Origin of the sequence: Novilysobacter selenitireducens (assembly GCF_020026895.1) — a bacterium.
Taxonomy (GTDB): Bacteria; Pseudomonadota; Gammaproteobacteria; order Xanthomonadales; family Xanthomonadaceae; genus Lysobacter_C; species Lysobacter_C selenitireducens.
Genome location: NZ_JAINZW010000001.1, coordinates 722,103 through 736,152, shown reverse-complemented (window position 1 = coordinate 736,152; position 14,050 = coordinate 722,103). Strand labels below are relative to the sequence as shown.

General features: G+C 70.8%; 12 protein-coding genes. 4 read left to right on the top strand and 8 right to left on the bottom strand.

Going from position 1 to position 14,050, the window contains the following annotated elements:
• Positions 1-11: 11 nt before the first annotated feature.
• From K6753_RS03295 to pilG, 3 genes are read right to left on the bottom strand one after another with little or no spacing between them, the layout of a single operon-like run.
• Entirely contained in the window at positions 12-557 is a 546-nt protein-coding gene (locus K6753_RS03295) for a chemotaxis protein CheW (RefSeq protein ID WP_223674853.1), read from the bottom strand.
• A 7-nt stretch (positions 558-564) separates the two neighbouring features.
• Positions 565-930, bottom strand: a complete 366-nt coding sequence (locus K6753_RS03290; RefSeq protein ID WP_223674740.1) for a response regulator — start codon at positions 928-930, stop codon at positions 565-567.
• 19 nt (positions 931-949) lie between these two features.
• Positions 950-1,348: a twitching motility response regulator PilG gene (gene pilG / locus K6753_RS03285; protein ID WP_223674739.1), complete on the bottom strand. Its 399-nt coding sequence runs from the start codon at positions 1,346-1,348 to the stop codon at positions 950-952.
• Between the two features lie 186 nt (positions 1,349-1,534).
• Between pilG and gshB the strand changes: the two genes are divergently transcribed.
• Both gshB and K6753_RS03275 read left to right on the top strand, forming a co-directional pair.
• Positions 1,535-2,497 (top strand): glutathione synthase, encoded by a 963-nt coding sequence (gene gshB / locus K6753_RS03280; RefSeq protein WP_223674738.1) that lies wholly within the window; start codon positions 1,535-1,537, stop codon positions 2,495-2,497.
• Positions 2,494-3,378 carry an energy transducer TonB gene (locus K6753_RS03275; protein ID WP_223674737.1) on the top strand — a complete coding sequence of 295 codons (885 nt, stop codon included), beginning with the start codon at positions 2,494-2,496 and terminating at the stop codon, positions 3,376-3,378. The genes gshB and K6753_RS03275 overlap by 4 nt, the downstream gene beginning before the upstream one ends.
• 208 nt (positions 3,379-3,586) lie before the next feature.
• Here K6753_RS03275 and tsaB read toward each other — a convergent pair whose 3' ends face one another.
• From tsaB to mrcB, 4 genes are read right to left on the bottom strand one after another with little or no spacing between them, the layout of a single operon-like run.
• Positions 3,587-4,282, bottom strand: coding sequence for a tRNA (adenosine(37)-N6)-threonylcarbamoyltransferase complex dimerization subunit type 1 TsaB (gene tsaB, locus K6753_RS03270; RefSeq protein WP_223674736.1), 696 nt, complete (start codon positions 4,280-4,282; stop codon positions 3,587-3,589).
• 33 nt (positions 4,283-4,315) lie between these two features.
• Positions 4,316-6,697, bottom strand: a complete 2,382-nt coding sequence (locus tag K6753_RS03265; protein WP_425492047.1) for an ATP-dependent DNA helicase — start codon at positions 6,695-6,697, stop codon at positions 4,316-4,318.
• A gap of 5 nt (positions 6,698-6,702) precedes the next feature.
• Positions 6,703-7,242 (bottom strand): tetratricopeptide repeat protein, encoded by a 540-nt coding sequence (locus tag K6753_RS03260; protein WP_223674735.1) that lies wholly within the window; start codon positions 7,240-7,242, stop codon positions 6,703-6,705.
• Positions 7,239-9,635, bottom strand: a complete 2,397-nt coding sequence (mrcB, locus tag K6753_RS03255) for a penicillin-binding protein 1B (protein ID WP_223674734.1) — start codon at positions 9,633-9,635, stop codon at positions 7,239-7,241. Before mrcB ends, K6753_RS03260 begins: the two co-directional genes overlap by 4 nt.
• Positions 9,636-9,975: 340 nt before the next feature.
• On the opposite strand from mrcB, the gene K6753_RS14740 reads away from it, so the two are divergent.
• Positions 9,976-11,052 (top strand): glycosyltransferase, encoded by a 1,077-nt coding sequence (locus tag K6753_RS14740; protein ID WP_223674733.1) that lies wholly within the window; start codon positions 9,976-9,978, stop codon positions 11,050-11,052.
• Positions 11,053-11,066: 14 nt separating this feature from the next.
• The gene (locus K6753_RS03245) at positions 11,067-12,347 is read left to right on the top strand and encodes a glycosyltransferase (protein WP_223674732.1); all 1,281 of its coding nucleotides are present in this window, start codon (positions 11,067-11,069) and stop codon (positions 12,345-12,347) included.
• 105 nt (positions 12,348-12,452) lie between these two features.
• Here K6753_RS03245 and K6753_RS03240 read toward each other — a convergent pair whose 3' ends face one another.
• The gene (locus K6753_RS03240; RefSeq protein ID WP_223674731.1) at positions 12,453-14,000 is read right to left on the bottom strand and encodes a hypothetical protein; all 1,548 of its coding nucleotides are present in this window, start codon (positions 13,998-14,000) and stop codon (positions 12,453-12,455) included.
• Positions 14,001-14,050: the final 50 nt, after the last annotated feature.

The following is a 14,050-nucleotide window of genomic DNA, read 5'->3' as shown; positions in this document are numbered from 1 at the left end:
GGCGGTGCGCGTCAGGCCGCGGCCTGGCGGAATTCGGGCGTGCGGGTCAGGCGCTCGAGGCTGAAGATGCCCCACGGCTGCTCGTCCAGGCGGTAGGCCCGGTCGATGAAGTGGGTGTAGCGGCCGACCGCGATCTGCTCGTCGGCCAGCGACTCGTCGGGAATCTGCTGCTGCTCGTTGAAGCTGCGCTGGCCGTAGAGCTCGTCGATCAGCACGGCGACGTCGCCGCCCGGCTGGCGCACCAGCAGGATGCGCTGGCTCTCGTGCAGCACGGTGCGCTCGCCTTCCAGGAACTGCTTGAGGTCGACGATCGGCAGCAGGTTGCCGCGGACATTGGCCAGGCCGAGCATCCACGGCTGCGCGCCGGGGACCGGGGTCACCTGGGGCAGGGTCAGGATTTCGCGGACCTCATCGAAGTGCGACGCCATGCGGCGCGCACCGATGCGGTAGCCGACGCCGCGCCACAGGCCGGGCGCGTCGAGCTGCTCCGGCAGGCCGGCGACGTGGGCGAGGCTGCGCCGCTCGTAGTCGGCCAGCACCTCGAACGGCGTGCGCACCGCCACCTCAGGCGTCCAGCAGGCCGTTGATGCGCGCGATCAGTTCGTCTTCGCGCGGCGGCTTGACGATGTAGTCCTTGGCGCCCTGGCGCAGGCCCCAGGCCTTGTCGGTGTCCATGCCCTTGGTGCTGACGATCAGCACCGGGATTTCCTTGGTGTCCGCATCCCGCGACAGCGCGCGGGTGGCCTGGAAGCCGTTCATGCCGGGCAGGACGACGTCCATCAGCACCAGGTCGGGCTTTTCGCGCCGGCAGACCTCGATGCCGTCCTCGGCGCTGCCCGAGGACAGGACCTGGTGGCCGTTGCGTTCCAGCAATTGGGTGAGCACCGCCGTGTCGGTCGGCGAGTCCTCGATCAGAAGAATACGTGCCATTGAGTGCCCTACCCCCCGGTCAGGCGTTGACGTGCGTGCGGATCGCGTCGAGGAGTTCCTCGCGCGTGAATGGCTTGGTGAGGTACTGCTCGGACCCGACGATGCGCCCGCGCGCCTTGTCGAACAGCCCGTCCTTGGACGACAGCATGATCACCGGCGTGCCCTTGAACGCCTGGTTGTTCTTGATCAGCGCGCAGGTCTGATAGCCATCCAGCCGCGGCATCATGATGTCCACGAAGATGATCTGCGGCTGTTGGTCGGCAATCTTCGCCAGCGCCTCGAAACCGTCCGTGGCCGTGACCACGTTGCAGCCTTCGCGCTTGAGCAGTGTCTCGGCAGTACGACGGATGGTCTTGGAGTCATCGATCACCATGACCCGCAGTCCATCGAGGTTGCCGTTGCGGCCCTCGTCCAGCATTCAGTAATCCCCCGGTGCGCATGCCGTGTCGTCCGGCATGTCGCGAGGCTGCCTTTATTCCAAGCCCTGAGCGGACTGTCAAGCTGCATTTACCGTCACTTCCTTGCTGAATGCGGCACCTGGCACCCTTTCCGCGTCGGACCGGCTGCTACCATCGCCGGCACTTTCGCCGCCCCGCCCCCGACCGTGCCCAAGCCGCTGGATGTCGTTGTCGTGATGGACCCGATCGGGTCGATCAGGATCGCCAAGGATTCGACCTTCGCCATGCTGCTGGAGGCGCAGCGCCGGGGCCATCGCCTCTGGTACGTGATGCCCGGCGGGCTGGCCCTGCAGGACGGCCGCGCCGTGGCCCGGATGGCGCCGCTGACGGTGCGCGAAAACCCGCGCGACTGGTTCACCCTGGGCGAAATGGCGGTGCACGCCCTCGCCACCGGCCATGTCGTGCTGATGCGCACCGACCCGCCGGTGGACGCCGAATACATCCACGACACCCAGGTGCTGGGCATCGCCCAGGCCGCGGGCGCAATGGTCGTCAACGATCCGCAGGGCCTGCGCGACTACAACGAGAAGCTGGCGGCACTGCTGTTTCCGCAGTGCTGCGCGCCCAGCCTCGTCAGCCGCGACGCCGCGTCGCTCAAGGCGTTCGTCAACGAGCACGGCGAGGCGGTGCTCAAGCCGCTGGACGGCATGGGTGGGCGCTCGATCTTCCGCGCCCGCGCCGGCGAGCCCAACCTCAACGTCATCCTGGAGACGCTTAGCGCCGGCGGCCGATCGCTGGCGATGGCGCAGCGTTACCTGCCGGAGATCGCCGAGGGCGACAAGCGCATCCTGCTGGTGGACGGGGAGCCGGTCGACTACTGCCTGGCGCGCATCCCGCAGGGCGATGAATTCCGCGGCAACCTGGCGGCGGGCGGCCGCGGCGAGGGCCGGCCACTGAGCGAGCGCGACCGCTGGATCGCCGCGCAGGTCGGCCCGGAAATGAAGCGCCGCGGCATGGTCTTCGTCGGGCTCGACGTGATCGGCGACTACCTGACCGAGGTCAACGTCACCAGTCCGACCTGCATCCGCGAGCTGGATGCGCAGTTCGGACTGAACATCGCCGGCCAGCTGTTCGACGCCATCGAGCGCCGGATGGTGCCCGCGCAATGAGCGCGGTGGCGGTTCCGTCGCCGGCGGCGCCGGCCGCGATGGAGAACCAGCGCCTGGGCGCGACGTTGGTGCTGTCGCTGCTGCTGCACGGCATGCTGCTGCTGGGCGTCGGGTTCGCCGTGGAAAGCGCCGCGCCGGTGATGCCGACGCTGGACGTGATCCTCACCCGGACACAGAGCCCGCTGACGCAGTCGCAGGCGGACTTCCTCGCGCAGGCCAGCAACCAGGGTGGCGGCGAGCATGACCGTTCGACCCGGCCGACCGAAACCGTCTCCGGTGCCGCGCCACAGGTGCAGCCCGGCGTGGCGCCGCGCCCGGTGCGCGCGCAATCGCCGTCTCCGCAACCGCCGCCGGAAGCGCGCGTGGTGAGCAGTGCGCGTGGCGAGACCCCGGTGGCGACACCGCGCGCGACGCCCGAGGCCGATGAGACACCGCTGCCGCGCGGCCGCGAGAAGGTCGAGCGCGACATGGCGATGGCGCGGCTGGCGGCCGAGATCCACATGCGCTCGGAGCGATACGCCAAGCGGCCCTCGCGCAAGTTCGTGTCCGCCAGCACGCAGGAGTACGCGTGGGCGACGTACCTGCGCGCGTGGGTGGACCGCGTCGAGCGCATCGGCAACCTCAACTACCCCGATGAGGCGCGGCGGCGCCGGCTGGCCGGCCAGGTCGTCATCAGCGTGGCGATCCGCCGCGACGGGAGCGTCGACCGCGCCGACATCGTGCGATCCAGCGGCATCCCGCTGCTGGACGAGTCGGCCCTGCGCATCGCGCAGCTGGCCGAACCCTACCCGCCTCTGCCGCGCACGGACGAGGACCCGGACATCCTGCACGTCACGCGCACGTGGAACTTCCTCCCCGGAGGCGAGCTGGTCGACGACTGACGTCGCTTGGTCGAACGCTTCCATGCCGAAGTGTTCTGCCGACAGCGCTGACCGAAGGCCTCCTGCAGGAGCGACGTAAGTCGCGACCACGCAGCTTCGGACGCCGACCATCGCGACTTACGTCGCTCCTACAGACATGTGCGGGACCAGGACACCGGTTGAGTTTGAAGCCAGACCCGGATCACGGGGGCCCGTCCCGCTCCCCAGGTTACTTCCGCAGCGCCCGTTGCTCGACCAGCGTCAGCGCCACGTTGTTGCGCAGGTAGGCCGGCTCCACCGCGTCGGCCGCGACTGCGCCGCCCTGTTCGAACGCCACGGCCGCCAGGCACGCAAGATCCGCGGCATGCGGCAACTGCGTGTCGTCGACATGCACCAGATGCGACGTCGAGTGGCCGCGGAGCCGCTGCACGAGTGCACCCTCACCCGCGGCGAATCCGGTGCCCACGCCATGCCACTCGCCCTCCGGAACAGGCACCGAACCCGGTGCGCCCAGCACCTCGTCCGACAGTGCGCGGACGTAGCCGTCGACGCGCTCGAAGGCGCCCAGGTACACCTCGCCCATGCGCGCATCGATGGCGGCGAGCACGCGCGGGCCGGCCGCGCGCATCGCCAGCACCGCCAGCGTCGACACCGGCACCAGCGGCCGGTCCAACGCCAGCGCGATGCCCTGCCCCACTGCGATCGCCAAGCGCACGCCGGTGAACGCGCCGGGTCCGCGCCCGACCGCGATCGCATCGAGCTGCGACCGCGCGATGCCCGCTTCGGCCAGCAGCGCCTCCGCCCACGGCAGCGCGAGCTCCGCGTGCCGTCGCGGCGCAAGCTCGAACCGCTCGGCCACCTCGCCGTCGTTCCACAGCGCGACCGAACAGGCCTCGGTCGCCAGCTCGAACGCAAGCAGCTTCATCGCTCCACCCTGCACGCACGGGCGTGCTGTCTGTCAGCCGTCATGGTCGGTTCCCGTCAGGGGCACGGATTCTGGCGCAAAGAAGGCCTCGACGTCGTCGATCCGGCGCGTGCGCGGCAACGGCGGCAACGACTCCATGAAGACGCGGCCATAGCTCTTGCTGGTCAGCCGCGGGTCGCACAGCACCAGCACGCCGCGGTCGGTTTCGGTGCGGATCAGGCGGCCGGCACCCTGCTTGAGGGCGATCACCGCCTGCGGCAGCTGCTCGTCGCGGAACGGGTTGCCGCCGCTGCGGCGGATCGCCTCCAGCCGCGCCTCGAACACCGGGTCGTCGGGCGCGGCGAAGGGCAGCTTGTCGATCACCACCACGCTCAGCGCGTCGCCGGCCACGTCCACGCCCTCGCGGAAGCTGGCCGTGCCCAGCAACACGCCATTGCCGGATGCGCGGAAGCGCTCCAGCAGGATCGAGCGCGGCGCCTCGCCCTGCACGAACAGCGGCCACGCCCCGTGCTCGCGCAGCTCGGCGGCCGCCTCGCGCAGCGCCCGGTGCGAGGCGAACAGCACGAAGGCGCGTCCGCCCGAGGCCTCCAGCACCGGCAGCACCGCATCGATCACCGCGGCCGTGTAGTCGCGCGACGCCGGCTCGGGCATGCGCGTGGGCTGGTAGCACAGCGCCTGCCGCGGCCAATCGAACGGGCTGGGTGCCAGCAGCGTGCGCGGCTTGGAAAGCCCCAGCTTGATTGCGTAGTGCTCGAAGCGCCCGCCAATGGCCAGCGTGGCCGAGGTGAACACCCACGCCGCCTGCGAACGCGCGCGGTGTTGCGCCAGCGGACCGGCGACGTCCAGCGGCGTGCGGCTCAAGCGGAACCCACGCGCGGTGAGCTCGTACCAAAGCACGCTACCGTCGTTGTCGTAAGCGGTGCCTGTGTCCGGTTCAGCGCAGAGGGACCCACCCGACGCGACGCATCCAACGGGCACGCCCGTCCCGTCTTCGTCAGCGGCGCCTGTTGCCGGTCCAGCGCAGAGGGACCCACCCGACGCAACGCATCCAACGGGCGCTCTTGTCCCGTCGTCGTCAGCGGTGCCTGCGTCCGGCTCATCGCAGGGGGACGCACCCGGCGGGACGCCTGTATCAGGCACGCGACCGCTGTCCTCATCAGTGGTGCCAGCATCCAGTGGCTGCATGGCCCCGTCGCGGGATGAGTCCACGTCCATGGATTCCCGCCTTCGCGGGAATGACGGCAATGGATGGCGGCCGCCGGCCTCTGAATCGTCCGCACCGTCGTCAGGGACTTGGTTTGCAGCAGAGTATTCCGACGCCACGCCGACGCGGTGGCCCCGCCACCGCAGCAGCCGGTTCTCGAACTCCTTGGCCCGCGCGACGCAGCTGTCGAACCCGGGTGCCGCCTCGCGCAGGGGCATCAGCGCGGCGTGCAGGCCGCGCAGTGCGTTGAACAAGGCATCCAGCGCGGCCTCGACGTTGGCATCTTCGGCAGCGCGTTGCCGGGTGCCACGCACGGGCAACTCGTCCATCGACGCGCGCAGTGCACGGACCGCGAGCTCCAGCGCGCGCGCCGGTTCCTGCAGTACCGCCAGCGCCGACGGTGCCTGCTTGCATTCGGCCAGCGTGTCGCGGGCCAGTTCGACCAGTGGCCTCGCGCTCAGCGCCTCGCCGAAGAACTGCGAAGCGAGCTCGGGCAACTGGTGCGCTTCGTCGACTACGAACGCCGCCGCGCCCGGCAGGATTTCGCCGAAGCCCTCCTGCTTGAGCGCGAGGTCGGCCAGCAGCAGGTGGTGGTTGACCACCACGATGTCGGCGGCCTGCGCACGCTGGCGCGCCTGCACGACGAAGCATTCGGAAAAGAACGGGCATTCGCTGCCCAGGCAGTTGTCGGCGGTCGAGGTGACCATCGGCACCAGTGGGGAGTCATCCGGCAGCGCTTCGAGCTCGGCCAGGTCGCCCATGCGCGTGCGCCCGGCCCACGCGACGATGCGCTGGAACTGCGCGGCCATCTCGCGGCTGCCGAAGCGCGGCTCGCCCTTGGCCTGGTTGAGCCGGTAGTGGCACAGGTAGTTGGCGCGGCCTTTCAGCAGCGCGGTCTTCACCCCGACACCGAGCGCGTCGCGCACGCGCGGCAGGTCGCGGTGGTAGAGCTGGTCCTGCAGCGCGCGCGTGCCGGTCGACACGATGGTGCGCAGCCCCGACAGGATCGCCGGCACCAGGTAGGCGAAGGTCTTGCCGGTACCGGTGCCCGCCTCGGCCAGCAACGCTTCGCGGCTTTCAAATGACTCTGCGATTGCGACGGCCAGGTCCTGCTGCGCGGGGCGCGGCGCGAACGCGGCAATCGCGCGCGCCAGGTCGCCGCCCTCCTCCAGGGCCGCACGCGATGCCCCCGCGAGCCGCCCGCCGTCCACTACCGTCAAAACCGCGGGGGCGGGGCGACGGTGCAGGCGTCGCGGCGCTCGCGCGCCTGTTCGACCGAGGCGGCTGCAGGCGCACCTTCCGCCGGCGACGGCGTCGCCAGCCGGACCTGGGCAATGGTTTCCCAATGCCGCCTGCAAAGCGGGCCGACCTGCGAACCCAGTTCGAACGCGCGCGTGGCCAGCTGCGCCGCCATGCCGGTGTCGCCCAGCAGCAGCGCGAGTTCCGCCCGCTCCTGCAGCAGCGCCGGATCATCCGGCGTGATCGCCAGTGCGCGGTCCAGCGCGTCGGCTGCGCCCTGCACCATGCCGCGTGCCTCCAGCGCCACCGCGTCCTGGCGCAGGTCCTCGACCTGCGGGTCGCGCAGCGGCTGCACGCTCAGCTCCTTGTCGTCCACCTCGCCTGCCGCGCGCACGGCGCGTACCGCGGCGGCGGTATCGAAGGCCGGCACGGCCGGCTCGGGCGTGCCGGTTGCGCATGCGGCCAGCAGTCCGGCAAGGCCGGTCCCCACCAGTGCGGACTTGATCGCTCGGGTCACAGCTCCTCTCCCGTCGGCTGCTGCTGCGGCGGCGGCTCGGGCTCGTCGTCGCGATCGCCAAAGCCGAACCAGTCGCGCCAACCGCCGGACTCCGGCTCTACCGGCTCCGGGGCCGGGCACGGCGAATACGGCGGCGCGAAGCCCGCCACGAATGCGAACCGTCGCGCGCCCGGGCATTGCGCGTCACGCACGTTGGAGCCCACCACCCAGTGCCATTCGATGCCTTCGTCGCCGACCTCGAGCTTCGACGTCGGCAGGCGCGAGAACATCGACGACCACACGCGCATCGCGCCGCTGGCGCCGTACAGGCCGGTGGACTCGTTCTGGTCATTGCCGACCCACACCACGGCGAGGTGGTCGCCGGTCCAACCCGCGAACCAGCTGTCGCGGCCGTCGTTGCTGGTGCCGGTCTTGCCGGCCGGCGACAGGCGGCCCAGGCCGTCGGCCATGAGGCGACGCGCCGTACCGTTGGTGACGGCGTGCTGCAGCGCGATGGTGATCAGGCGCGCCGCGATCGCGTCGCCCTCCTGTGCCGGGGCCGGCGCCTTGTCGTAGCGGTTGAGCGTGCGGCCATCGGCATCGACCACGCCGCGCACCGCGTGCAACGGCTGGATCTCACCGCCCGAGGCCAGGAACTGGTAGAGCTGCGCCATCGCATACGGGCTCTGGTCCAGCGAGCCCAGGATCAGGGCAGGGTTGGGTTCGGCCTCGATGCCGGCCAGCGTACGGACCAGGTCGGCCAACCGCTCGGGCGCGACCTGCATGCCGATGCGCACCGTGGCCTGGTTGTAGGACTGCGCGAGCGCATCGATCAGGCGCACGCTGCCGTGGCTGCGGCCGTCGGAATTCTTCGGGCTCCACTCGCGGCCGCGGCCCAGCGACACCGTGACCGGCGAGTCGTCCACCCAACTGGCCAGCGAAAAGCGCTCGGGCTGGGCGAGCGCCAGCAGGTTGACGAAGGGCTTGAGCAGCGAGCCCACCGGGCGTTGCGCCTCGATCGCGCGGTTGAAGCCGTGGACGGCGACGTTACGGCTGCCGACGACCGCCACCACGTCGCCGTTGTGCACATCGGTCACCACCACGCCGGCTTCCAGCGGCGGGCGCTTGTCGTTGTCCAGGCTCTCCAGGGTACGGACGACCGCCCCCTCGGCCTGGGCCTGGGCCGACGGCACCATCGAACTCATCACGCGGAGCCCGGCGCCGGCCAGCGCATCGGCCGGGTACTCGCGCGCCAGTTGCCGCCGGATGAGGTCGACGTACGCCGGGAAGCGGTTCGCAGCCACGCTGCCGGGCTTCTCGGTGACACCCAGCGGCGCTTCGAGTGCCGCCTTGTACTCGGCATCGTCGAGCAAACCGGTTTCATGCATCTCGCCCAGTGCGAAGTCGCGGCGCTCGCGGGCACGCTCCGGGTGCCGGCGCGGGTCGTAGTACGACGGCCCGCGCACGATGCCGACCATCAGCGCGATCTGCTCGGGGCTGAGGTCGGCGAGGTCGCGCCCGAACCAGAACTCGGCGCCGGCGGCCACGCCGTGGATCGCCTGCGCGCCGCGCTGGCCCAGGTACACCTGGTTGAGGTACGCCTCGAGGATCACGTCCTTGTCGTAGCGCGCCTCGATCAGCATCGCGTACAGGATTTCATTGAACTTGCGCGACCACGTCTGCTCGCGCCCGATGCCGAGCAGGCCGCTGCGGGCCAGCTGCTGGGTCAGCGTGCTGGCGCCCTGGCGGGCTTCGCCGGCACGGAAGTTGACCCACGCCGCGCGGGCCATGCCCGAAAGGTCGATGCCGTGGTGGTGCGCGAAATCTCGGTCCTCCACCGCCTGCAGGGCGGTGACCAGCAACTCCGGCACCTCCTGGATGTTCACCAGGCGGCGCTCTTCCTGCTTCTGCCCGTAGAGGGTGGCGATGCGGGCGGGGTCCAGGCGTGCCGACTTCAGCTCGCGCTTGGTCCCGGCATCGCGGACGCTGGAGACCCGGCCACCGGACACGACCACTTCGATGCGGCGCGCCGGCACGGTGCCATCGATGTCGTCGAACCCGCGGCTGGAGATCCGCCAGCGCCGGCCATCGCGTGCATAGCTGCCGGGCCGGCGGCCGTCGCCCTCCCGGTAGGCCGCGGCATCGAGTTCCGTCTTCAGCGTTTCCGGGCCCATCGCCACGCCAGGCGCCAGTTCCAGCGGCCGCGCGAACACGCGCGTGGGGATCTGCCAGCGCAACTGGTCGAAGCGCTCGCCGACCTCGTGGTTGAGGTACAGCGTGTAGGGGATCAGGAACCCCAGGCCCAGCCCGATCGCCGCCAGCGTCCAGGTGACCAGGCGGCGGCGCCATTGGGGCGGATCGCCCTGCGCGGTGTCGTCGGAGTCGAAATCGTCGTCGTAATCGGTTCGGGCCACGGGCGCGACGGAGCCTGCAGAGCAAGTGATCGGCCGAGTCTATCGCACCGACCTGCCCCTACCGCGGCCGTGTACCGGCCAACGTCGGTATCATGCCGCGCTCGTTCATCGAGCGGCTATGTCGCCCATGCATCCGACCCTGCTGTTCCATTTCCGGCGTCACACAAATCTGATCCGCCGGACGTGGAGGAGCCTGTTGTCGAACGGTTGGGTGCCCACGGTGCGCCGCGCGATGCTGCGGTCGCGCGCCACCCCGTCCGGTACAGGCGCGGCGACCCGGACGACGAGCACGCCAACCCCATCCACGGCGCTCGATACCACGCGACCCTGGGTTCTGGTCGTGGACACCGCACTGCCGCAGCCTGACCGGGATTCGGGATCGTTGCGCATCGTCGAGCTGATGAGGGCGCTGGTGTCGGCGGGGCATGCAGTCGCGTTCGTCGCCGATGACGGTGCTTGCTCCGGAAACGCCGTCGATGCATTGCGCACCGATGGCGTCCATGTCCCGCAACAGCGGCGTCCCGACGCATGGGTTCGCGAGAACGCTGCCACTCTTTCGTCGGCGATCCTGTGCCGGCACGACACCGCCGGACACTGGTTGCCGTTCCTGCGTTCGGTCGCGCCGTCGGCCACGCTGGTGTTCGACACCGTCGACCTGCACCACCTGCGCGAACGACGCGAAGCCGACATGCGCGCAAGCACGAGTCTCCGGCGTTCCGCCGACGCCACGCGTCGACGCGAGCTTGGACTCGTACGCATGGCGGATGCGACCTGGGTGGTCAGCCCGATCGAACGCGACATGCTCCTCGGGCAGTTGCCCGGCGCCGACGTGCGCGTGCTGTCCAACATTATTCGTGACGATTCGGCGGGACTGCCCTTCAATGAACGCCGGGACCTGCTGTTCGTGGGCGGACTGCGCCATCCGCCCAACCGCGACGCGGTGGCATGGCTGTCGGCGGAGATCTTCCCGCGCGTGCGTGACGCGCTGCCGGCCGTGCGCCTGCACGTGGTGGGCGCGCCGGGGCCGGAGGGCCTGCCGGAGTTCCCCGCGGAATCGGGCATCGTGATGCACGGCCACGTACCGGACCTGCAACCGTTGCTGGACGGCTGCCGCGTCGGCCTTGCGCCCCTGCGATTCGGCGCGGGAGTGAAGGGCAAGATCAACCTGGCGATGGCGCATGGGCAGCCCGTGGTGGCGACCTCATGTGCCGTGGAAGGCATGCACCTTGAACCCGGCCGCGATGTGCTGGTCGCCGACGATGCGGACGCGTTCGCCGACCAGGTCGTGCGGCTCCACGACGACGCCACGCTCTGGCAGTCTCTGGCCGATGGGGGACGAGAGAGCGTCCGCCGGCACTTTTCGCCACAGATGGCACTGTCCGTGGCCGAAGCCACCTTTGCACGGCTCGCACCGTGACCCGGCTCCACACCATGCGCCTTCTGTTGATCGCCTACGAATTTCCTCCCAGCCCTTCGCCGCAGTCGCTGCGTTGGGCCTATTTGTGTCGCGAGCTGCATCGCCTGGGCCATGAGGTGCACGTACTGACCATCGATCTGGGCGGTTCCACACCAGGACTGCCCCAGCTGCCCGACGGAGTCACCGTGCATCGCACCTACGCCGGGCACGTCCGGGGACTGGTCGCGCGCCGGCGGCGCCATCGCGAACGGGGCCGCAACGCCGAATCCGCCGTTGCCACGGCGCGCCCGCCCGCCCGCGCCTCGCGCAGTGGATGGAAACAGAAGCTCTCGTCCCTGCTGCAGCGGCTGGCCGAGTTCGTCTGGTTCCCCGACTTGCGCGGTGAGTGGTTGCCGATCGGCCGTGCGCGACTGGATGCGCTGCTGGAGCATGTCCGCCCGGACGTGGTGGTGAGCTCCCATGAGCCGGCCACGACGCTGGAACTGGGCCTGCGCGCGCGCGCGGCGGGCTTCCGCTGGATCGCCGACCTCGCCGACCCGGTACTCGCCCCGTACACCCCATCGCGCTGGCGCGCGCGGGCGCAACGCGTGGAGGCCGAGGTGTGCCGCCGGGCCGAGCACGTACTGGTCACGACGCCCTCGGCACGCGACGTGTTGCGCGAGCGGCACGGGCACACCGCCCCGATCAGCGTGCTCACACAGGGCTTCGAGGATGTCGGGGAGCTGACTGACGTCTGCCCGGTCGAATTCGACACGCGGCGGCTGGAGTTGCTTTACACCGGCAGCTTCTACGCGTTCCGGTCGGCCGACGCCCTTTTGCAGGCGGTGATCGACACGCCGGGCGTGCGGCTCAACATCGCCACCGTGCATGCGCCGGATGCATTGCTCGAGGCCATCGACCGCCACCCGGATCGCATCCGGCTGCTCGGCTTCCTGCCACATCGCGCTGCGATTGCGACACAACGCGAGGCCGATGTGCTGGTCAACCTGGCCAACCGCGACGCGATGCAGGTGCCCGGCAAGTGTTACGAGTACCTGGGTGCCGGCCGCCCCATCCTCCATCTGGGCGACGCCCCTGGCGATGCAGTGGCCGCACTGGTGCGCGGGAAACAACGCGGCTGGGTCGCGGCGTCCGACGCCGACAGCATTGCGACATGCCTGCGCGAGCTGGTCGTACGAAAGAACGCCGGCACGCTGGCAGCGGAATTGTCGCTGGGCATCGACGAAGTCGCGGAGTTCGGCTGGAGCCGGCTGGCGGCGCGCCTGGACGTGCTGCTTCGATCGCAGAACGCATAGAACCGTCCACTGCCCGATGCCGTCGCAGGTAGGCGCCTGTCTTTTCTATCGAGGCGCCCGCGACGGGACTCCACGCCGTACTGGGCGAAAGCTGCCGGACCCGACTTAGTCGAGCGCCGCCGACGCGGCTTCCACGCGCCGCGCGAACGCCTCCACGCCATCGGCGTCCGGGTCGAGCGTACGGGCCTGGTCGAGCGCACGCTGGGCCGCGGTGATTTCGCTCGCACCCAAGCGCTCCTCGCCGACCGCCAGCCAGCGCTGGGCTAGGCGGCGGCGCGCGGCCAGTGCCGTCCCGCGCGGTTCCCCCAGCGCTTCGCGGGCTTCCAGGCACGCACCCGCGCCAATCAGACGGTTCTCGCGCAATGCGTCCTCGAAGCAGCTCTGGGCCGCCGGAAGCAGGGCATCCGCTGCCTCCCGCACTTCGGCGTCCCGCGGAGCGAGCGCCCGGGCGGCGGCGATCTTGTCGAACGCGCTTTCGCCCGGCGGCGTCAGCAGGTCGCCACGGTCGCGCGCCCGTGCCGCCTCCTCCAGCAGGGCCCTGATGCGGCCACGCCCCGCAGCCGTTTGGGTCGCCCCTTGCCCGCCCAGGCGTGCCTGGGTCGCACGCGCCGCTGCCAGACGCCGGCGCGCTTCCTCGAGCCCCGCCATGTCCGGGTCCACCGCAACCGCCTGCGCAAGCGCGGCCTCGGCCTCGCTGAAACGGAAGTCGGCGGCCAGCTCCACGACCCGGCGGACGTAGGCCTGCAGCGACCGACGCACGCCGGACGTCGCACGTACGTCATCGGGGCGGGCGTCGAGCGCGGCGCGGAATCCAGCCAGGGCCTCGGCCAGCCGGCCGCGCTGCAGGTCGGCCTCGGCACGCGACAGCCGCGCATCGACCGCAGCCGCCAGCGCTGCGCGGGCTTCCGGCAGCTCCACGTGGCCGGCATCGGCCTGCGCGACCCGCCGCTGCACGGCGGCGGCATCCGTCAGTGCGCCGCGCTCAAGCATGGAGCGCGACTGCGCCAGCAGTTCCGACAGGGTGTCCTCGCGTCCTTCCAGCGCCCGTACGTTGTCCGGCTCCAGGGCCAGTACACGCTGGTAGAGGCGCAGGGCGGTGTAGCCCTCGCCGTCCAGGCGACCGCCCCGGCGCGCGGCGTCGGCCACGTCCAGCAGGCGTTCGACACCGGCGTCGCCCAGCTCGCGGCGGTGCAGGCGCGTTTCCAGTTCGACCAGCCGCGGCTGCGGTACCGTCATCGCCCGTGCCAGCGCCAGCGACTGGCGTGCCTGCGCAAACTGGCCGGCATCGATCTGCGCGTCGGCCCGCGCCAGCGCCGCGTGCCCGACCAGGGTCAGCCCGTCGCGCGCATCGGGGCGGTCCGGGTCCAGGGCCAGCGCGGCCTCATAGAGCTCGCGCGCGCCGCTGCCGTCGGGTGCCGTCAAGTGACCGCGTGCCAGCGCCTCGGCCGCCTCGCGCCGCAACTGCTGGGCGCGTGTCTCCGGCCATAGTCCATCGGAAAACAGGGCCGCCATCCCGAGCGCGGCCAACAGGCCGAACGACAGGGACAGCGCCCACGCGCGCTGCGACCGCGACAGCCTGCGCAGCGGATCGAGGATGGCTTCGACAGGCCGGGCGGACCGGCGGGTGGGATCGGTGTCGGGTGGATGCGGCATTGCCGGCAGAGCATAGCCGCCGGCCGCGGGAGGCGCGTGATCCACCACCC